This window comes from Saccharopolyspora phatthalungensis (assembly GCF_014203395.1).
Lineage (GTDB): Bacteria > Actinomycetota > Actinomycetes > Mycobacteriales > Pseudonocardiaceae > Saccharopolyspora > Saccharopolyspora phatthalungensis.
Genome location: NZ_JACHIW010000004.1, coordinates 111,546 through 131,700 on the forward strand (window position 1 = coordinate 111,546; position 20,155 = coordinate 131,700).

At 65.9% G+C, this 20,155-nt stretch carries 11 protein-coding genes; 8 read left to right on the forward strand and 3 right to left on the reverse strand.

The annotated features are described in order from the left end of the window. Window positions 1–27 precede the first annotated feature (27 nt). The 3 genes from BJ970_RS36595 to BJ970_RS36605 are packed head-to-tail and all read right to left on the reverse strand — an operon-like array spanning window position 28 to window position 4,204. Window positions 28–1,692 (reverse strand): methyltransferase, encoded by a 1,665-nt coding sequence (locus tag BJ970_RS36595; protein ID WP_246472289.1) that lies wholly within the window; start codon window positions 1,690–1,692, stop codon window positions 28–30. Then, the gene (locus BJ970_RS36600) at window positions 1,662–3,104 is read right to left on the reverse strand and encodes an aldehyde dehydrogenase family protein (RefSeq protein WP_184733149.1); all 1,443 of its coding nucleotides are present in this window, start codon (window positions 3,102–3,104) and stop codon (window positions 1,662–1,664) included. The genes BJ970_RS36595 and BJ970_RS36600 overlap by 31 nt, the downstream gene beginning before the upstream one ends. After that, a complete protein-coding gene (locus tag BJ970_RS36605) occupies window positions 3,104–4,204 on the reverse strand; it encodes an acyl-CoA synthetase family protein (protein WP_184733151.1) in 1,101 nt (366 codons plus the stop codon). Before BJ970_RS36605 ends, BJ970_RS36600 begins: the two co-directional genes overlap by 1 nt. Before the next feature lie 1,244 nt (window positions 4,205–5,448). On the opposite strand from BJ970_RS36605, the gene BJ970_RS36610 reads away from it, so the two are divergent. The 8 genes from BJ970_RS36610 to BJ970_RS36645 all read left to right on the forward strand — a co-directional run bounded on the left by BJ970_RS36610 (window position 5,449) and on the right by BJ970_RS36645 (window position 20,130). Then, a complete protein-coding gene (locus BJ970_RS36610) occupies window positions 5,449–5,889 on the forward strand; it encodes a histone-like nucleoid-structuring protein Lsr2 (RefSeq protein WP_184733153.1) in 441 nt (146 codons plus the stop codon). Between the two features lie 399 nt (window positions 5,890–6,288). Continuing rightward, complete coding sequence (locus BJ970_RS36615) at window positions 6,289–6,714, forward strand: SsgA family sporulation/cell division regulator (protein WP_184733155.1); 426 nt, start codon at window positions 6,289–6,291, stop codon at window positions 6,712–6,714. A 702-nt stretch (window positions 6,715–7,416) separates the two neighbouring features. Next, entirely contained in the window at window positions 7,417–7,578 is a 162-nt protein-coding gene (locus BJ970_RS36620; RefSeq protein ID WP_184733157.1) for a hypothetical protein, read from the forward strand. A gap of 156 nt (window positions 7,579–7,734) precedes the next feature. Then, window positions 7,735–8,853: an NAD(P)H-dependent flavin oxidoreductase gene (locus BJ970_RS36625; protein ID WP_184733159.1), complete on the forward strand. Its 1,119-nt coding sequence runs from the start codon at window positions 7,735–7,737 to the stop codon at window positions 8,851–8,853. Window positions 8,854–8,956: 103 nt separating this feature from the next. Next, window positions 8,957–9,967: a prenyltransferase/squalene oxidase repeat-containing protein gene (locus tag BJ970_RS36630; protein ID WP_184733161.1), complete on the forward strand. Its 1,011-nt coding sequence runs from the start codon at window positions 8,957–8,959 to the stop codon at window positions 9,965–9,967. Beyond that, window positions 9,964–17,547: a type I polyketide synthase gene (locus BJ970_RS36635; protein WP_184733163.1), complete on the forward strand. Its 7,584-nt coding sequence runs from the start codon at window positions 9,964–9,966 to the stop codon at window positions 17,545–17,547. The genes BJ970_RS36630 and BJ970_RS36635 overlap by 4 nt, the downstream gene beginning before the upstream one ends. A gap of 7 nt (window positions 17,548–17,554) precedes the next feature. Then, window positions 17,555–18,388: an alpha/beta fold hydrolase gene (locus BJ970_RS36640; protein ID WP_184733166.1), complete on the forward strand. Its 834-nt coding sequence runs from the start codon at window positions 17,555–17,557 to the stop codon at window positions 18,386–18,388. A gap of 179 nt (window positions 18,389–18,567) precedes the next feature. Further along, window positions 18,568–20,130, forward strand: a complete 1,563-nt coding sequence (locus BJ970_RS36645) for a class I adenylate-forming enzyme family protein (RefSeq protein ID WP_184733168.1) — start codon at window positions 18,568–18,570, stop codon at window positions 20,128–20,130. Window positions 20,131–20,155 lie beyond the last annotated feature (25 nt).

Here is a 20,155-nt window from a genome sequence, read left to right on the forward strand (position 1 = left end):
CGATTTCCATTGAAATCGCCGATGAGTTCACACCGGCTTGGCCACCAGCAGGTTCAGGTCCACGGGAAGCGGCCTGACCTCGTCGAGCACGAATCCCCCACGCATCAGCAGCGTTTCGTACTCCGACTTGCTCCGTTCCCGGCCCCCGGTGATAGCGAGCATTTGCATGTCCCAGGGTGCGGCCAGCGAATCCTCCGGCGCGTCCCCCACCTTGTCCGACAAGAGCCGTTCGAGCACCAGCAGCGTGGCGTTGGGATGGCACGCGCGCCGGCAAGTTTCCAGGACTCGGACGCAGTCCTCGTCGTTCCAGTCGTGCAGAACCCGCGACAGCAGGTAGATGTCGCCGCCGCCCGGAACCTCGGTGAAAAAGTCGCCGGACGCCGAGCCTAAACGACCGTGTTCGATCGCGGCATGCTGGGAAACGTGGTCGCGATCGAACACGATTCCGGACACGTCGGGGTTGTCGCGCAGGATCGCGCCTAGCAGCGTTCCGTTTCCCCCGCCGATGTCGATCACGGTTGTCTCGGCCGGGAAGGTGAACGCCCGGCAGAGCCCGTCGGCAACCAGATTCGCGACCGCCTGCATCGAGCGGTCGAACGTGCGTGCCGCCGTCGGGTGGTCCGCGAAGTAGTCGAAGTGCTCGGCTCCGTACCGGTGGCTGAACGCGGTACGCCCCGTCCGCACGGCCGATGCGAACTCGTCCCAAGCGCCGTAGAACTCGCCACCGTACATGCGGGTCAGATCGCTGAACGGATTGTCGGCTCGCAGCAGTTCACCGAGGGCCGTGTTCGAATATGCGCTCTGGCCAACCTGCCGGACCACGCCGAGATGCGTGAGGTAGCGGAGCAGCCGGTCGACCGCGCCGGGGTCGCAACTGGTCTGCTGCGCCACTTCCCGCGCGGTCAGCGGTTCCCGCCGCAGCACGTCGGCGAGTCCGATCTCCGCCGCCACGTGGACCGCTCGGGCAGCCCAGTGACCGGAGAGGATCGACAACAACTTCGTATGCTCGTCGGAGGTTTCCGCGCTGCTGCCGATGTGCGCGGCGAGGACGTCGGGGTAGTGCCCGGTGCAAGTCAGCTCCAAGCGGACGGGGAGGTCCGACTGCGCCAGAGGTGCCGGTAAGCGGAAATACAGCACCGAACGCCCGCCGGACTCGATGTCCTGGTACGGGTTGTGGCCGCCTCCGTCCGGACGCATCAGCAGCCGTTCCTTGCAGATTCGCCGCATTTTGTCGAGATCCCCGGTCACCACCCATGCCAGGTGCGACTCCGGGTTGTTCGTGCGTTCGTAGGCCACCATGCCGGGCGCGACCCGATCCGCGCAGGAGCGGGGCACGGCGAACACCTCAAGTCCCCCCTGCCCCTCGTGCCGCGAGAACGCGCGAATGATCGAAACTTCAAGGTCCTCTTCGGCAACGCCGTAGCGGCGCGCCAGGCGGCCACGCACGACCGCGCTGGAAACCGGCGCACAGACGTCGAATCCCCGCTCGGCGAGGAAGTCCTGGACATCCTCGACGGTGTCCGGGAAAATCAGCGCCGCGACATGGTCGAAGACCATTTCCGCCGGGAGGTCCCGGATGTCCTCCTCGTTGGCGAACGCGCCGGCCACGCTTGCGAACGAGTCTTGCCCAGCGAGTTTGGTCGTCTGGTCGATGGCGGTCTTCAGCCGTTGTTCGTCTTGGCTATCAAGCAAGGCATGTCCTTCGGTCGAAGCTGCTCGGGAACGACAGGGAGATCACGCATGACGGTCTTGCTGCGCATCAGGAACTCCGCCAAGTGGCCGTCATGCGGGAGTCCTGGACGCATCAGATACGTGGGCTGGTCACCGATGTGCAGGTTTCTGATCGAGGGCTCCTCGATCAGCCGGGACAGAAGTGCTTCGTCGGGTGTGATCGCGGTGAGCGTCAGGGTGTTGCGCAACGGATCGACTCCGACATCAAGTGACCAAGGAGCGACCCACACGCACGGAAACGGCAGTTCGATGTTGACCTGAGGCGCGTCGGCCCGATCCAGCAGCACGACCGCCGGCCGAAGCACGGCGCCGCCACCGGGTAGTTCCGCGACGAGGTCCGGGCCCGAGACCAGTTTGGCATCGCCGAGCCTGCTCCGGAGGTGCTTTTCGAGCGCCCTCGCCTGGTCGATGCCGAATGCGGGCAGGACGGCGTCGTCGGCTTCGGGTGGGCGAACGGGGATCTTCGACAACGAGCGGGCGATCTCGGCCGCGACACCCGCGGCGTCGCCGTTGACGAACACCGCCGAGGCGTTGACGCAGGCCGTTGCGCCATGGCCGATGACGGAGTCGACCACCGTCCCGATGTGTTGCTCGTGGTTGCCGTCGGCGAGGAGCACTTTGGACCGGCCAGGCCCCTGCACGAGGGTGTCCGCTCGCGCCCCGTATCTGGCCGCGACCTCGTCACCGCCGTAGACCATCGCCAGGTCCGCCTCCCGGACGAAGACGTCGGCCACGTCGTGATCGGTGGGCAGCAGGACGACCTGGTCGGTGCCGAACCCGCTCTGCCGCAACGCGCTGACCAGGCGGTGCGGCGTGAATGGCTCACGCCTCGACGGTCGCACCGCCACGCGATATCCCATCGCCAGCGCTTCGAGCCATATCGTGTGCGTTGCCGGGTGGTTACCGGGGGCGAGGACGGCGAAGACCTCTCCCTTGCGCACCCACACCGTCCCGGCCGCCGCTCCGGAGCGCCAGTCGTTGACAGCGCCGGCCGGTCGCGCCTGTTGCACGGATTCTTCCGCCACCCGCGCGCTTTCGGCTATCGACAGCGATGCCCTGCGGACGACCGGCATGGCGACACCCGATGCGCGGCACACCGCGAGTTCGTGCTCGCGCAGCGATACGCCGTCCACTTCGCCTAAGAACAGCTCACCGGCGGCGGCCAGGCATTGTGCGCGCTCCTGGGCCGGCATGGGGTGCGCTCGGCGCAGCGCGTCGAGGTTCCGCTTGATGTACAGCTTGGGGACCAGGCTCAAGTGCGCCAGCGTGGTACCGTCCACGCCGACCACGGGAACGGATCGCGAGGCCCGGAACGGGCCCGAAGCGCCGAGTGCATCGAGCTGACGGGTATCCGTCCACAGCAGACTCGTCATCAGTAGACTCCCTCGATCACAGTGGAGTCCTCGAACATCGACACCGGGGCCACGTCCGCGACGGACACTCCGAGCGCTCCGGGCGGTGCGGCCACCCGCGTAGCCATGTCGCGTTCCAGGTTGTTGGGCAACAGCAGGGACTTGCTCAGGTGATGCATCACGACCTGACCGCGCGCGCCTTCGGCCACGTCGAGGTGTGAAACCGGGTCTACGACCGAGAACGTCGTGTACGGCGAGAAGGAATCGAACACGCACGACCGGTCGCCCGGCTCACTCGTGGCCCGTTCCATGCTGCCGCCCAGGATCATGGTGCTGCCGTACTGGCCGCGAAGTGCGACGTTCGGGAAGATCTCGTGCTGCAGGATGTACCTGGTATCCGGGTCCATGTGCGCGCCGCCCCACATGATCACCTTCACCTTTGTGTTGATCGCGTCGATGAGCTCATCGCGAGCGGTCATGCGCTCCAGCAACGGCGGCGTCGCCACGAGCACGCCGATGTCCTGCTGAATCAAAATGGACGCCACCTGGTCCACAACGTGCTCGGCATAGCGCTCCGCTTCCTGGGCGCGGCCCTCGCTCAGGCACTTTCGGACCCAACGCGGATCCAGGTCGACCGTGAAGCCGATGCCGCCGCGCATTCTGGGTAGTTCGGCCATCAGCCGACCGAAGATGTGCGGTCCGCTCGGTGCCACGGTTAACCAATTTGCGCCAGTGGGAAAACCTAACTCGTCCATCCGACCGGATTTCCATGCCAGCGAACGCTCGAACCAATCGGCCAGCAGGGCGACGCGCTTGGGCGCCCCCGTCGTTCCTCCGCTGTCGTAGGAACCGATGACATCGGCTTGGCCGTGGTAGCCGCGCGGGATCAGGTCTTCGAGCGGGATCTCCCGGAGTTCGTTGACAACGTTGGGGAACAGCCTGAGGTCCGCGTGGGTGCGCACGTCGCGGCGCGGGTCGAACTCCAGCGAGCCCGCCCGTTCCAACCAGAACGGAGATCCCGTTGCGGGGCTGAAGTGCCATTCCATCGCGGCGGAGATGAACTCGCTTTCGGTCCAGTTCCGGTCCGTGTCAAGATCGGCAGTCGCCACGGCCTTGGACATCACGTTCCCCAAACTCTTCGGATGGTATTGGTGAGTTTTCAACGCTCGTTAACAGTTCGTTCACACTGGGCGCGTTAGTCTCCGCGCCGCTCGCGTGACGGTCTGTCCCCAGCTCATTTGACCCCGATTTTGCGCACGATAAATGCCAATGCGGTCGTGCTCGCTCGAATACTTCGAAATGCTGCCGATCGCGACTGTTCTCGATCTGTCTCTCTGCGGCCGACAGTATGCGCAGCGCAAGAGCCTCCAAAAGATCCCAGCGCTGACGAATGCCTTAAGGTCCACGCGACACTGCCCAAAAGTCTAGGGCGAAGAGGTTGAAAAACTTTAAACAATAGTGCTCGCCGTCGCGATCCGCAATAACGGTTCTGTCTCGTCCCACGGAATGGGCCCAGCCGGCGCGTCCTGCGGGCAGGTCACGCCCGGCTGGCAGCGGTGGACGGTCGATCGTCCAGGAGCAACGGCTCTCGCCCAAAGGGAGTCGGTCCTGGGTCGCAGCTCGCCAAGCGCCGCCATCGCCGCGCCGGGACTGCCGTACTGGTCGGCGGGCCGGCTCGTACGGGCTGATGCCGCTGATCGAGCGGGTTCAGCCGGTGCGAAGCCAGCGTGGTCAGGCGTCCAAGCGCAACGACGAGATCTTCGCTGATCCGGCCAACGCATACGATAAACACCGCCAGGCGGGATATGTCAAGCAATCCTGCTGCGGTTTAGCACACTACCGATCCGACCTGTGCATCTACCGACCTGTAGAGCGCGTCGCGGCTGCCCCGTCCCCTTGGTAACGCCTCGCCCGCGGGGACCGATAGACCAACGTCAGGGCCCGCACCGGTGCGGCGATACCGTGGGCAGACCGTCTTGGGCAAAAGGCGGTCGCACTCGTGGTCGGACACGCGATTGAGCCGCCGACGCCGCCCGAAGCCGAACTCGACGGTGCCATAGGACGGTGCGCATTCGAGGTCGCCGGCGGGCCGAACGGTGATTTTCTCGGCCCGCCGTTCCCTTCGATAACCCGGAATTCTGGTGTAGATCCGGGCGAAACATGTTGTACGGCAACGGTCATCGAGAGTAATCCCGCATAACGCGTTTCTTCGGCGTGGTCATCTTCTGATCGACTCAAGCGCGCGGGCGCGTCACGCTGCCTGGCGGTGCGATAGGCGATGTTCTAAACTCGAACACGCAGGCAGTCATGCCGACGTAGCGTGTTTCCCGCTACGAGTTCACTCACTTGTAGTTTAGGTGGCGCATTGGCCGAGCAGACCGTGGTTGAGTTCGTCGATGACATCGACGGGACGCCAGCCCAGCAGACCATCACCTTCGCGCTGGACGGGGTGACATACGAGATCGATCTCAGTGATCGTCACGCTAAGCAACTCCGGTCCGTTTTGGAGCGCCACATCGAGCATGCGCGCACCGTGCCCGCCCCCGGCGAGAAGAAGGCACCGGCCGTGCGGGCGAAGCAGCAGGCTCGCCGGTCCAACAAGGACCTGACCGAGCAGATCCGCGGCGCGGCGCAGCGCACTCGCGAGTACCTGAACAAAAAGGTCGCCGCGGAGCAGGCAATGCGGATCGATCAGGAACCGGTCGAAGAGGTGGAGACGATGTTGGTCGAGCCGCCCACAACCGATCGGCCGGAGAGGACCGCGAGCGCTCCGGAGTTGCTTCCACCGCAGTTCTTGTCTGCGTAGTCCCGCGCTCTCGGCAATAGCGGGAGAGTCCACTGTCGACGTCGGCAGTCACTTGAGACAGTGCGAAGTCGGAGTCGGGCCGGAAGTCGGTGGGGCATGGGTTCTGCACGAGGACGCAGTCGTGGCCGGATGGGGGTTCCGGTCTGCGTACTTTTCCCAGTACAGTCCGTAGCACGCGGTGTGACGCAGGTTGCAGTCCTGTCGTCCCCGACGTTCGTAGAGACCGCCGGACAGGGCGAAAGCGCAGCTCAGCGCGCTTGATCGCGAGCTTGCCCGGCGCTATCGATCTTGGCGTGAACTTGAGGCTCTCCAGACGTCTGAAGACGTCGTGAAGAAGATCTTGACTGACTTGAGTCAAGCTCGAATCAGCTAGGGAGTCAACGCCAAGGAGTGCACAAAATGATGGCCAGCGACCACAAGACGATCCAGACCGCCACCTTCTTCCACCTGGTGGCCCCGGCCAGCGTGAACGCGCCGGTGGGCGTGGAGCTGCGGTACGACAGCCGTAACCCCTACGAGGTGTCGATGAGCTTCAACACCGGTAAGCCCAACACGGTCGACTGGGTGTTCGGCCGCGATCTCCTGGCCGACGGCCTGTTAATCGACAGCGGGGAAGGCGACGTGCGGATCAGCCCCCAAGCGGGCGAGACCGCGCTGGTTCTGATCACGTTGACCTCGCCGGCCGGACAGGCCACCTTCGAAGCCGACGCCGATCTGCTGTCGGAGTTCTTGAACGACAGCTACGAGGTCGTCGCGCCCGGTGACGAGCACCTGTTCATGGATGTCGACGAGGCGCTGAGCCGGCTGATGCAGCACGAGCTGTGAGCGGTCGCTTACCGGACTGGGCGCGGTTACTGACAGCCGCCGACCGGTCAGCTCAAGATCCCGCGCTGATCAGCGCGTAGTTGTGGTGGTCGCCGATGCCAGGATTACCAGAAGGCGGCCACCGGAGGATGTCCCCGACAACGCCCGGCCCACGGCCCAATGATCTGGGCGGCCCGCCGACAGCTCGCAATCCCGTGAACCTGTCCTGCTTGAGCATCGGCGAGGCCCCGTTGGCGGCCAGGAACCAAACTTTCTCGCAAAATTCACGATCACTGTTGTAGACTGCCGCCGCTGTCGTGTGCTCGCACATGCGGATTGTCGAGCCTCCGCGGGTATTTTCCGTCGAGTCGGTCCGGTGGTCGCAACCGGGCCACCGCCCAGTCTCGGTCGATTTCAGTCTCGGTCGATTTCAGCTGATCCCGGTCTCCGCTCGCCACTTCGGCGAGCGCACGCCGATCGGGCAGGCCCCACACCGCGCCGCGCGGCAGCCGAAAACGGTTAGCACGCCCCGGATTCGCTATCTCCTAGCCCGTTCGCGGCAGCAGCGGCAGCGCCCCTCGGCGGATCACCGGCTGCCCGAATAGCTCTAATTTCTTGGTACGAACGGGCAGACCTATCGCGCAACTGGCTGATTTCACACCATGATGACTTGGCGTAAGGGACATCACGCTGGTGTTCGCCCGACGTGGGTTGGAGTCCGACGTGCAGTATGACTTTCACGGCATAGCGCTCGTCATCAGGGGTAGCTCCACCCACATCGGCGCGGGCCGCAGCCGTTGCGGGGCCAGCGTCGTTGTCCGCGGAATCAGTGAGGCGGAGGGCAAGTCCGCTGTGAACGAGCTCGGGGCCTGGCAGGAGAAGTGACCTTCGCGTTTTCGACCTGCGCGACGTGAACCGGGTGCAGATCAGCTGCCGTTGGCAGCGACAGACCATCCCGATCAGCGGGATGGGAGCCGAACCGGAAGAACTCCGGGGTCAACGCCCGCCCCCCTTTGGCTACAGATAGTTACGGAGCACCGCATGGCACTGAGCACTCCTTTGAGTGAACGAATCGGGATCGAGCTGCCGTTCATGCAGTCCGGAATGGGCGGCATCGGCCCCATCACGCTTGCTCGTCTCGCCGCGGCGATCTCGAATGCGGGTGCGCTGGGCACCTTGGCGCATCCGGCGATCGTCCTGGAGGAACCCGGGGTCAGCGGGGAACGCCTTGCCGAGCTCGTGCAAGACGTAGTGAGACAGGTGCGTGAGGGGATCCGGCTGGCCGTTTCGCTCACCGACAAGCCGTTGGCCATCAACGTGCGGATCGCACAAGAGCAGCCGGACGCTCCGGAAGTGCTCAAGGCGATCCTGGAGGAGCGCGAGCGCGACCCCAAGGTCAAGGCGCAGTTGCGAGTGCTCACCACCTCCGGTGGCCACCCCCGGATGTACGGAATGAACGACAGCTTCCGGGAATCCGGGATGCTCCACTTCCACGCGGTCTCGAACGTGCGGCACGCGCTCTCGGCCCAGGCCGAGGGCATGGACGGCGTGATCGCGACGGGATTCGAGGCCGCGGGCCACGTCGGCCACCACCCGGTCCACACCTTCGTGCTGGTTCCCTCCATCGCGGCGGCGGTGGACATCCCCGTGCTGTGCGCCGGCGGCGTGGTCGACGGTGCGGCACTCGCCGGAGCGCTCACGCTCGGCGCTCAGATGGGGTACATCGGTTCGCGCTTCCTCGCCGCTGAGGAGTGCGAGTACAACGACGGCAACAAGAAGTTCATCGTCGAAGCGTCGGAGACGCAAACCGAGGTGGTCCCGGCCTTCTTCGGTCCCGGCCGGTTCATCGAGAACGGCTTCACCGCGGAGGTTCAGCGGTTGGTGGACACCAATGCGCCGTATCTGGAGCGAATTCGCATCGAGGGTGCGGCAATGCGTCGCGGTGCGATGGAGGGCGACCTGGAGACCGGCATGATGGTCGGGGGCCAGGGGATCGGACGCATCAAATCCATCCTGTCGGCGGGCGAAATCGTGCGGCAAATTCATGCCGAGGCGGAGCAGGCATTGATGCGCGCCGGCGGATTCGTTACGTCCGTTGCCGCGGCCGTCCCGGAGCAGGTGGCGCGGCGCGAGTCCCAACCTCAGGAACTGGCGAAGTAGGTTCGCGGGAACGTGCCGTGCCCGGCCCGGAGGGCTTTCCTCCGGGCACGCGGGGCGTGTTTCTGGTGTTTGTCAGCTTTTTGCTACTTGGATCTGGGCGCGCATGCTTAAACGTATCTTTGACCAGCAGGGCATGACGATCGATGGTGTGGTAAGTGAGGCGCTCGCGTACTTTCAACGGGGTCAGTTCGCGGATGGATCAATACCAGACCCTTCCATCACGGAGTTTCCCACCGCGACACTCCTAAAATATTGGGACACGATCAACGCGCTCAAGGCGATCGCGTTGTGGCGAGATCAGGTCGACTACGACGACCGCGGCACCGTCGACGCGGTACTCAAGTACTTGCGGTCCTGCGAGAAGCCGAACGGGCTGATCAGCTGGGGCACGCTCGAAACCGCACCGTCCGAGTACTGCACCGAGACGACCAGCGAGTACATCTCCAGCCTCACCCACCTTGGCCTCGTCGACGAGGCGAAGAAGAAGGCCATGGTGTTGCGCAGTCAGCAGCTTCCCTCCGGCCCGTGGTCGGAGGTGCATCCGCATGTCCCGAAGGCGTTTCAGACCGTTCCGTCGGTGACCGGGTTCGCATTGGGCGCGCTGCTCGGACTGGACATCGAACCGCTCTACGTGGACGAAGCGCTGAATTTCCTCGTCAGCACGCAGCACGACGACGGGCATTTCGGCATCAACTGGTTTTATTACAACACCTACTACTACCTCACGCGGCCGGTTACCGCGGCCTTGGCGAACTTTGGGCACTACACGGCGGTCGCCGCCACCCGTGACTTCGTGCTGAGTCAGCAGCGCGAGGACGGCAGCTGGTACACCCAGGTCCAGGGTTTCTCTGACTTCTCCTCGCCCGAGCTGCACACGACGCTCGCGCTCGAAACGCTCGTCCATGCCGGCATGGACGCCGATGAGCGGGCCGTGAGCAAGGGCATCGCCTGGCTGCTGACCAGGCTCCGGCCAGATGGCTCCTGGTATGGGGGGCCGTATCCATATCCCGAAACCGACAGCTACCGCGACTTCCGGGCCTTGCAGGACGTTTACGCGACCTCTCAGGTGCTCGGGCTCCTCAAATTACTCGTGGATCTGGAGAACGAACAATGACGAAACCGGACGATTACGCAGGGGAGCCCGTCGCCGTCATCGGGATCGGATGCCGGCTGCCTGGCGGTGTGACGGATGGCGAGTCGCTTTGGAAGTTGCTGGAGGGGCAGGTCGACGCCATCGGGCCGATTCCCCAGGATCGGTGGGACGTCGAACGATACTACGCGGCAAGTTCCCAGCAGCCGGGACGAATGAATGCGCGGGAGGGCGGCTTCCTCGACGAGGTCGATACCTTCGACGCCGCGTTCTTCGGCATCTCGGGCCGCATCGCTGAGCAGATGGACCCCCAGCAGCGTCTCCTCCTGGAGGTGTGCTGGGAGGCGTTCGAGGACGGCGGCGTCTCGCCGCACGGGCTAGCGGGCAGCCGGACCGGTGTCTTCATGGGCGGCTGCAGCCAGGATTACGGTGCGCTCCAAGGGGAGCCCTCCCAGATCGAGGGCCTGGGCCCGCACTCGGCCACCGGCACCTTCATGAGCATCATCTCCAACAGGTTGTCCTACACGTTCGACCTGCGCGGGCCGAGCATGACGATCGATACCGCCTGCTCGTCGTCGCTGGCGGCCGTCCACCTGGCCTGCCAGAGCCTGCAGAACGGCGAGAGCGACCTGGCGCTGGCCGGCGGTGTCAACCTGATGCTGACACCGCAGTTCGCCATTGCCTTGAGCCAGGCGTCCATGCTGTCGCCAGACGGCCGCTCGAAGGCTTTCGACGCGGCGGCCAACGGCTACGTGCGTGGCGAGGGTGCCGGCGTCGTTTTGTTGAAGCCGCTGAGCAAGGCATTGCTGGATCGCGATCGCATCTACGCCGTGATCCGGGGTTCGGCGGTGAACCAGGACGGCCGGACACAAGGGATCACGGTGCCCAGCGGCGCCTCGCAGGAAGCCAACTTCCGTGCGGCCTTGTCCCGCGCCAGGGTCGCGGCGCAGGACATCGGTTACGTGGAGGCGCACGGTACGGGGACGCCGGTGGGCGACCCCATCGAGGCCAACGCGCTGGGCCGGGTGCTCAGCGACAAGCGCGAGTCCGACCGGGTTGCCTTCGTCGGGTCGATCAAGACCAACATCGGTCACCTCGAAGCCGGTGCGGGTATCGCGGGCTTGATCAAGGCCGTGCTGAGCGTCTACAAGCGGCAGATCCCCGGAAACCTGCACTTCCAGGCGCCCAACCCCGAGATCGACTTTGACCGCTGGGGCATGGAGGTGCCGACGAGCACGCGCGCCTGGCCGGAGTATTTCGACCGGGCCATCGCGAGCGTCAACTCCTTCGGTTTCGGTGGCACGAACGCGAACGTGGTGCTGGAAGAGCCCCCGTCCGCACAACTCACGGTGGACGAACAGGCCGAGCCGCGCCCCGCGGTGCTTGCGCTCAGCGCGGGGAGTGCTCAGGCACTTACCCAGCTGGCGGAGAACTACGCCTCCTGGCTGGAGGCCGAGCCCGTCGACCTGGAGCAGCTGGGCGCCAACCTCGCGCTGCGGCGCAGCCACCACGCTCATCGTCTCGCGGTCATCGCCTCGGACGCCGCGGATGCGGCGACGAAACTCCGCGGCTTCGCCACCGGCGAGCTCACTCCGGGTGCGATCAGCGGCGGCACCAAGCCGGGCGGGACCGGCAAGCTGGCGTTCCTGTTCAACGGCCAGGGCCCGCAGTGGTTCGCGATGGGCCGGACCCTGCTGAACACCAGCGAGGTCTTCCGCGCGAAGATCATGGAATGCGACCAGGTCGCGCGCAAGTACATCGACTGGTCGATCTACGACGAGCTGCTCGCCCCCGACGAGTCGTCTTCCAAGGTCAACGACACGTACTGCCTACAGCCCACGATGTTCAGCGTCCAGGTCGCGCTGGCCGAGCTATGGAAGTCGTGGGGCATCGTTCCCGACGGCGTCGCAGGGCACAGCATGGGCGAGATCGCCGCGGCGCACGTGTCCGGCGCGCTCGACCTCGATGCCGCCCTGAAGGTGATCTGCCGGCGGGCCGCGATCCAGGAGAAGGCGGACCCCACCGGGGCCATGATGTTCGTCGCCCTCAACAAGGACGACGCGCAGAAGCTGTGCGCCGAACACCCGGACCAGTTGTGGGTGTCCGCGGAAAACGGCCCGGTCGCCTCCACCCTCTCCGGCCGCCGGGACCTGATCGAGGAGCTGGAAGTCAAGCTCCGCGGGCAAGGCGTGTTCGCGCGGGTGCTCCGGGTGAACTGCGCGTGCCACAGCCCGGACATGGAGCCCCTGCGCGAAGAGCTGCTTCGCGACCTGGACGGCGTCACGGGCGGTGACACCGCTGTTCCGATGTACTCCACGGTCACCGGTGCCCGGATCGAGGGCCACGAGCTGGCGACTTCGTACTGGTGGAACAACTTCCGCCAGCCGGTGCTGTTCGCGCCGGCCATCCGCGCGATGCTGGCCGACGGGTTCGACGGTTTCGTCGAACTGAGCCCGCACCCCGTGCTGGCCAACTCCCTCAAGGAAATCCTGGCCGCCGAGGGCACCGACGCGCAGGTGGTTTCGTCGCTGGCGCGCAAGAAGGACGACTGGGAGTGCTTCCTGGAGGCGTTCGGGACCCTGGCCGTCCGGCGCGATGTGGCGTGGGAACGCCGTTACCCCACCAGCGCGCCCGTGCTCGACCTGCCGAAGAATCCCTGGATCCGGGAAACCTACTGGAACGAGAGCGAGACCTCGCGCCAGTACCGGGCCGGTGGGCAGGCGCACCCGATGCTCAAGCGGGTGGATGCCGTTCGGCCGACCTGGGAGATCAGGTGGGACGACCACCGCCTCACCTGGGTCAAGGAACACGACGTGCTGGGTTCGGTGATCGTCCCCGGTGCGTCCTACGTGGAGGCCGCGTTGGCGGCGGCCCGGGAACTGACCGGCGAGAATTGTGCGCTGGAGTACCTCGAATTCGAGCGCGCCTGCGTGCTCGACGCCGACGAGCAGCAGGTGACTCGGCTCGAACTCGACCCCGTCCAGGGCACGTTCGAATTCCACCACCGGCCGGTTCGCAAGGACGGCTGGCGGCGCGCCTCGCGCGGCCGGTTCTACCGCACACCCCAGGACAGCGTGGTTCGCGTCTTCGATGTGGACGCCATCCGCGAGCGGTGCGCGACCGTCCACAAGCCCTTGGACGTCTACGGCGTGTTCCGTGAAAAGGGGTACTCCTACGGCCCCGCCTTCTGCGGAATCAGCAAGTTGCACATGGGCGACGGCGAGGCCCTGGCGCGCATCCAGGCGCCGAGGGTGCTCAAGAAGTCGCTGGATGGCTACCTGTTGCATCCCGCGGTGCTCGACGCCTGCTTCCAGTCCGCCATCCTGCACCCGTCCCAGGACCGGCCGGGCGAACTCCTGCCCTTCTCGTACCTGCCGACGGGCATCGACAACGTGCGGATCCACGACGAGCTGAGCCTGCCGTTGTGGTGCTACACGTTGGTGCGCAAGCTTGATGCGAGCGGGCTGCGCATCGAGATCTACGTCCTGGACGAACAGGGACGGGTGGTCGCCGAGTACGCCGGACTGCACGGCAAGGTCGTACCGCGGCCCGAAGCGGACGCGGCCGATCGCATCGATTCCCACTTCTACCGCACGATGTGGCAGCCCGACCGCCACACCGTTGCGGCACACGGCCCGTTGCCGACCGCGTTCACGCTGAACCACGAGACTCTGTTGTCCGAGCTGGAACCCGTGTCTCGCGAGCTGTCGCAGCGTGTTGCTCGGCCGGCGGAAACGGCGGGCTACCAGGCGGACGTGCACGGTCTGTGCGCCGCGTACGTGGTGGGCGCGCTGCGCAAGTTCGGCCGCGAGCTGACCATCGGCGAATCCTTCAAGGTCGAGGACTTTGCCGCACTGTTGCCATCGTTCAGCCGTGCCTTCACCCGGTTCCTCCGGTTCCTGGTCGAAGACGGCGTGCTGAGCGAGCAGGACGGCGTGTTCCAGGTCGTGTCCACACTGGACACCGACCCCGAGGGCCAGTGGTCCGAGGCGTTGTCCCGGCACCCGTCGCGGGTCTGGGAGTTGTTGCTGGTTCGCCGGACCGGCGAACACCTCCACGAGGTGCTCACCGGCGATGCCGACCCGCTGACCTTGCTCTTCCCCGCCGGGGCCGCCGAGGGCGTAGGCCCGATCTACGAGACCTCCCCGGTGAGCCGGTTCTACAACCTGCTGGCCAAGGAAGCGATCGAGCGGCTGGTCCGCACGGCCGACCCACGACGCACCCTGCGGGTGCTGGAGGTGGGCGGTGGTACCGGCGGGCTGACGGCGACCGTGCTTCCGGTGCTTCCCGCCGACCGGTGCGAGTACACCTTCACGGACGTATCGCCGGCGTTCACGCAGAGCGCCAGCGAGCTGTTCCAGGATTACGATTTCGTCGAGTACCGCACGCTGGACATCGAGAATGACCCCCTGGACCAGGGCATCGAGGAAGGCTCGTACGACCTCGTGCTGGCGGCGGACGTCGTGCACGCCACGGCCGACCTCAAGAAGACCCTGTCGTACCTCCAGTCGACGCTCGCGCCCGGCGGCGTGCTGGCCCTGATCGAAGCCGAGCCCGGCAACCGTTGGCTGGACTTGACCTTCGGGCTCACCCAGGGCTGGTGGAGCTTCCGGGACCTGAACCTGCGTGCGGAGGGCCCGCTGCTGAAGCCGGCGGAGTGGGAGAACCTGCTGCGCTCGATCGACTACGACGATGTCGTGGCGTTGGTCGACCCGGAGCGCGAGGGCGCCGGTGGCCAGTCCGTCGTCCTCGGTCGCGCCCCGGAGAGCGTCCTGCTCCCCGAGGAAGAACCGGCCTCGGCCCCCGACCAACCGAGGTGGTTCGGGGACTGGGTCATCTTCGCCGACTCGTCCGGGCTTGGCGCGGACATCGCTTCGCGCATCGAGAAGCGGGGCGGGCGCGCGGTTCTCGTACACCCGGACGGCCAGTCCGGTGCCGGGGTGACAGTGCGCTCGGGACAGGCGGCGGACCACGACCGGTTGTTCGAGTCGATCGAGCCCGAAGGGATCATCTACCTCTGGAAGCCGGCGGCCGACGACGCCGACGGAACAGAACTCGAACGCGCCATTGAGGAAGGCTGTGTCGGCGTCGCCAGCGTCGTCCAGGCACTCGTGCGGAAGGCCCCCGACGAGTGGCCGCGCCTGTACGTGCTTACGCGTGGCGCGCACCCTCTCCACAACGACACGGTCCGCATCGAGGGCGCACCCGCATGGGGACTGGGTCTGGTGGCCGGCCTGGAAATGCCGCAAACCCAGTGGACGATGATCGACTTGGATGCCGATCCCACTCCCGGGGAAGCCGACGCAGTCTGGGCGCAGCTGTGCCGCCAGGACTTTGAGCGTGAGATCGCGGTGCGCGACGGGCTGAGCTTCACCCGCCGCGTCGCGCGGGTGAATGCCGACGCGGTGCACCCGCCGGTCGTCGCGCGGGACCTGCCCGCCGAGACCGGCTTCGCGCTCAAGATGGCCACGCCCGGACCATTGGATGAGCTGAACTACGTCGCGGCGCGGCGGATCGAACCCGCCGCCGGTCAGGTCGAGGTCGAGGTCGTGGCCTCCGGTCTGAACTTCCTCGACGTGATGACCGCCCTCGGTCAGGTTCCGCCATTGGAATCCGCGCACGAGCTCCGGTTCGGGGCCGAATGCGCCGGGATCGTCAGGCGCGTCGGGGACGGCGTCACCGATGTCGCCGTCGGGGATGCGGTCGTCGCGGTCAGCAGCGCGCAGGGGACACTGGGCTCGTTCATCACCCTCGATGCCAACTGCGTGGCCGGCAAGCCCGAACAATTGACCTTCGAAGAAGCCGCGTCGGTGCCGATCGTCTTCCTCACCGCGTGGTACGGGTTGCACAAGCTGGCACGGCTGGAGGCCGGGGAGCGGGTGCTGATCCATTCCGCTGCCGGTGGTACCGGCCTGGCGGCACTCCAGGTCGCCCGGATGACCGGTGCCGAGGTCCTGGCCACGGCGGGAAGCCCGGAAAAGCGGGCGTTGCTGCGGTCGCTGGGCGTGCAGCACGTGATGGACTCCCGGTCGCCGGGCTTCGCCGAGGAGGTGATGGCGGCCACCGACGGCGCCGGGGTCGACGTGGTGCTGAGCTCCTCGGGCGGCGACAGCTCCGCCCGGAGCATCGCCTGTCTGGCGCCTTACGGGCGTTTCGTGGAGATCGGCAAGGCCGACTTCATGAACGACAGCAAGCTCGGGCTGCGGCCGTTCCTGCGGAACCTGGCGTACTTCAGCTTCGACCTCCGCCAGACGTTGGTGGACCGGCCGAAGCTGGTTCGGGCCGAACTGGAGCAGTTGCTGGAGTTCTTCGCCGAAGGAAAATTGCGGCCGCTGCCGTACCGGGTCTACCACCCGTCGCAGATCCAGAGCGCGTTCCGGCAGATGGCGGCGGCCAAGCACATCGGCAAGCTCGTCGTGGCGATGGATCAGCGCGACTTCCCCGTCGCGGTACCCGAGAGTGCGCGCGTCGCACCGGAGGGCACCTGGCTGATCACCGGTGGCTTGGGCGGCGTTGGTCTTGCGATGGCCGAGTCGCTGGTGCAGGCTGGTGTGCGGCATCTGGCGCTGGTCGGACGCTCCACCACGCACGATGAGAAGGTGCTGGCCCGGGTCGACGACCTCCGCGCGCAAGGTGCCGAGGTGCTCGTCGAGTCCGTCGACGTGACCTCGCGTACCCAGGTGGAAGGCCTGCTCAACAAGATCGGGGATTCGTTCCCGCCGTTGCGGGGCGTCCTGCACTGCGCCATGGTGCTCGACGATGCCCTGCTCTCCGATCTCGACGAGAAGCGCTTCGCGAATGCGCTGCGGGTCAAGGTGCTGGGCGCGTGGAACCTGCACGAACTGACTCGGGACCTGCCGCTTGACGCGTTCGTGCTGTTCTCGTCGGCGACTTCGTTCATCGGCAACGTCGGGCAGGCGAACTACGGTGCGGCCAACGCCTTCCTTGACCACCTCGCCGCCGTCCGGCGCGCGGACGGCCTGCCGGCGCTCTCGGTGAACTGGGGCGCGGTATCGGACGCGGGGTATGTCGCAAGCCACGAAGACGTGCAGCGCTTCGTAGCGGCGACCGGGATGCGAGGCTTCACCGCGAAGCAAGCGTTCGAGGCGATGACAACGCTATCGACCGGGGCGCTGCCGCAAGCGGGCGTCCTGCCGATGGACTGGCCCAAGTTCTTCCGCCACCACGGCCTGGAGCAGGAAACCAGCCCTCGTTACGAGACCCTGTTCAACGACCGGCTCGGCGGCTCGGACGAGGGCGGCGATTCGGCCGCGACATCGCTGCGTCAGCAGCTGCGCTCGCACGAAGCGGCGGAGCGGGTGGAGATTCTCACCGATCGGCTCAAGGTTCGCGTCGCCACCGTCCTCGGTATTCCGCTGGACGCGCTGGACACCGGAATGCCGCTGATGGACTACCTCGATTCGCTGCTCGCGGTCGAGATCAGCTCCTGGCTGGAACGGGAACTGGGTGTGAAGGTCACGATCATGGAGTTGATGAAGGGACCGAGCATCGCGCAACTCACCGACCAACTCCTGGACCAGATGAGTGGGGTGGACGAGGCGATGGCAGTATCCGGGGTCGGCTCCGGGACGGCAGGGGAGTAACCGGACCGTGGAGGAAGTTGCTTACGAGCTCCGGCGCGCGAATCTGACGCTGCGCGGCCAGCGGACGGCGCGCGCCGGGCTCCCGATCCTTTGTCTGCATGGCGTACTGGACAACTCCGCCAGTTTCGGCCCGTTGTCCGTGCGGATGGCGGATGCGAACCTGATTGCCATCGACCTTCCGGGGCATGGCCTTTCGGATCACCTCAACTCGGCCATCTACAACCCGCTGGAGTACGCGGCCAACGTGTTGGAGTTAGCGGAGTCTCAGGGCTGGGAGCAGTTCCATCTGATCGGGCATTCGCTGGGCGGCACGCTCGCCTCGCTGATCGCGGGAATCCATCCCGAGAAAATCGCCCGGCTGGTGCTGATCGACGCGATCGGCCCCCTGCCGGCCAGCGCCGAGCAGACCCGCGGGGACGTGGCCCGCTACCTCAGCACGTACCTCAAGGGCAAGGAACATCCGGTTTACCGAACCCGTTTCCAAGCGGTTAAGGCCCGCATCCAGCTGGCCGACATCCTGGCGGAGACGGCGGAGACGCTCATCGAGCGGGATCTGAAGGAAGTTCCGGGCGGGTATTCCTGGCGGCACGATGTGCGCCTGAAGTACCCCACAGTACTCGCGCTGAGCGAGGAAGAAATCCTGGAGTTCTTGCGGAACATCAAGGCTCCGACGCTACTGGTCAAGGCCGCGCGCACCGCGCTTAGGGAGGAGTTCTATCCACGACGGATCGACAGCGTGCCGGATTTGACGCAGGTCACCTTCGCAGGCGGCCACCACCTGCACATGGAGAATGCGGATCCGGTAGCGGCAGCGATTCGAGAGTTCTTAGACCTGGACTGAAGTGCCGTGTCCCGCGACGTGGGCCGGGCGGATCGAGGCCCGGCCCCGCCGGGGCGCCATCCATAGTGAGTGGGTCACGTGCCCACGTGATCGGGCATACATAAGTCGGGGATCCCGCTACCGGCACCGCTACGCAAACCACTTTTGAAACACTCGCTCCGTGGCAAGGGAGTTGCGCAATGACTTCTGTCAGTATCGGCGAGCCAACCCCACTCACCGGTCGAGAGCTCTGGCAGGCCCGTGTCCAGGAGACGCCGCACCGAACCTTTCTGCACGCGGCGGGGCGCAGCTGGACGTATGCCGAGTTCGACGCCGAAAAGGCTCGTTTCGCCGCCAGTTTCGAGAGCCTCGGCGTCGGGCTCGGCACCAAGGTTCTGGTGGGGATGTCGAATAGCCCCGAAGCCTTCTTCGTGCATTTCGCGCTCATGCAGCTAGGCGCCGTGGTCGTGCCGTTGCAAATGGACTTGACCTTCGACGAGCTGCGCTACCCGATCAATCACAGCGAAGCGCCCTTACTGGTCGCCGACGATCCGCTGGCTTCGACCGTGCTGCCGCACATCGACCAGTGCCCCGGCCTTGAACACGTCGTCGTGCACGAGCCTTCCGTTCCGGTCGCCGTCCCGGTGTCGAAGCTCTCCGAGCTTGCCGGCGCGGAGCCGAAACCGTTCGAGCACATCGACGGGCACGAGGAGCAATCCCCGGCCCTGATTCTCTACACCTCGGGCAGTACCGGTCGGCCGAAGGGGGTGGTCCTCAATGCGGGCGCTTTCGGCAGCTCGGGAGCCGGCTTCGCGGAATGCTTCGGAATCACCGCCTCGGACAACTACTTTCTGCCGCTCACCATGGCGCACGCCATTGGCGCGCTCGTCGGCCCGGCGATGGCGGTTGTCACCGGTGGCTCTCTCACCCTGGTGGACAGGTTCAGTCCGACGAGCTTCTGGCGGCAGGTGGCGGAAACTGGGGCGACCTACTCGATCTTGTTCCCCGCGCATCTCAACCTCTTGATGGAAACCCAGGAAGACGGCCCGAGCGCCGGCGAGTCGAGCCTGCGGCTGGTCATCACGCACGCTTGGCTGGAGAACTTCTACCGGCGGTTCAACGTCAATCTGGCCACCGTCTGGGGCATGACGGAGACGGGCGCGATGGCCACCGGGAGCGCGCCGGGCCACCAACCCGAGGGCTACGTGGGAAAGCCCATGTCCGGAGTCGAGGTTGGAATTTTCGATGAAATGTCCCAGCGTTTGCCGGCCGGTGAAGTCGGGGAGATCAGACTGCGGCACCGCAACGTGATGCTGGAATATTTCAAGAATCCCGAGGCCACTGGGACGACCCTGGTCGACGGTTGGGTGCGCTCCGGGGACTATGGGTTCGTCGATGCCGATGGCGGCCTGTATTTCGGTGGGCGCCTGCAGGACATGATCAAGCGGTCCGGCGAGAACATCAGCCCGGAAGAAGTCATCAACGCCCTGGTGGACCATCCTGATGTGACGGAGGCGTTCGTCATGGGCGTGCCGGATCCCATCCGGACCGAAGAAGTGGCGGCCCTGGTGGTGATTCAGCGGAGAGTGGACCTGTCGGACGTGATCGAGGTGGCAAGCCAGCGCCTCATCCGCAGGAAATTACCGCGCTACATCATCGCGACGCGCGACCCGCTGCCGCGTCTCGGGAACGGAAAGATCGACCGCGCCACGATCAAGCGAGATTTCGACCCGGCGAACGCATGGGACCGGATCGCCGAGTAACGGGATTCTCCCAGCGGCGGGTGTA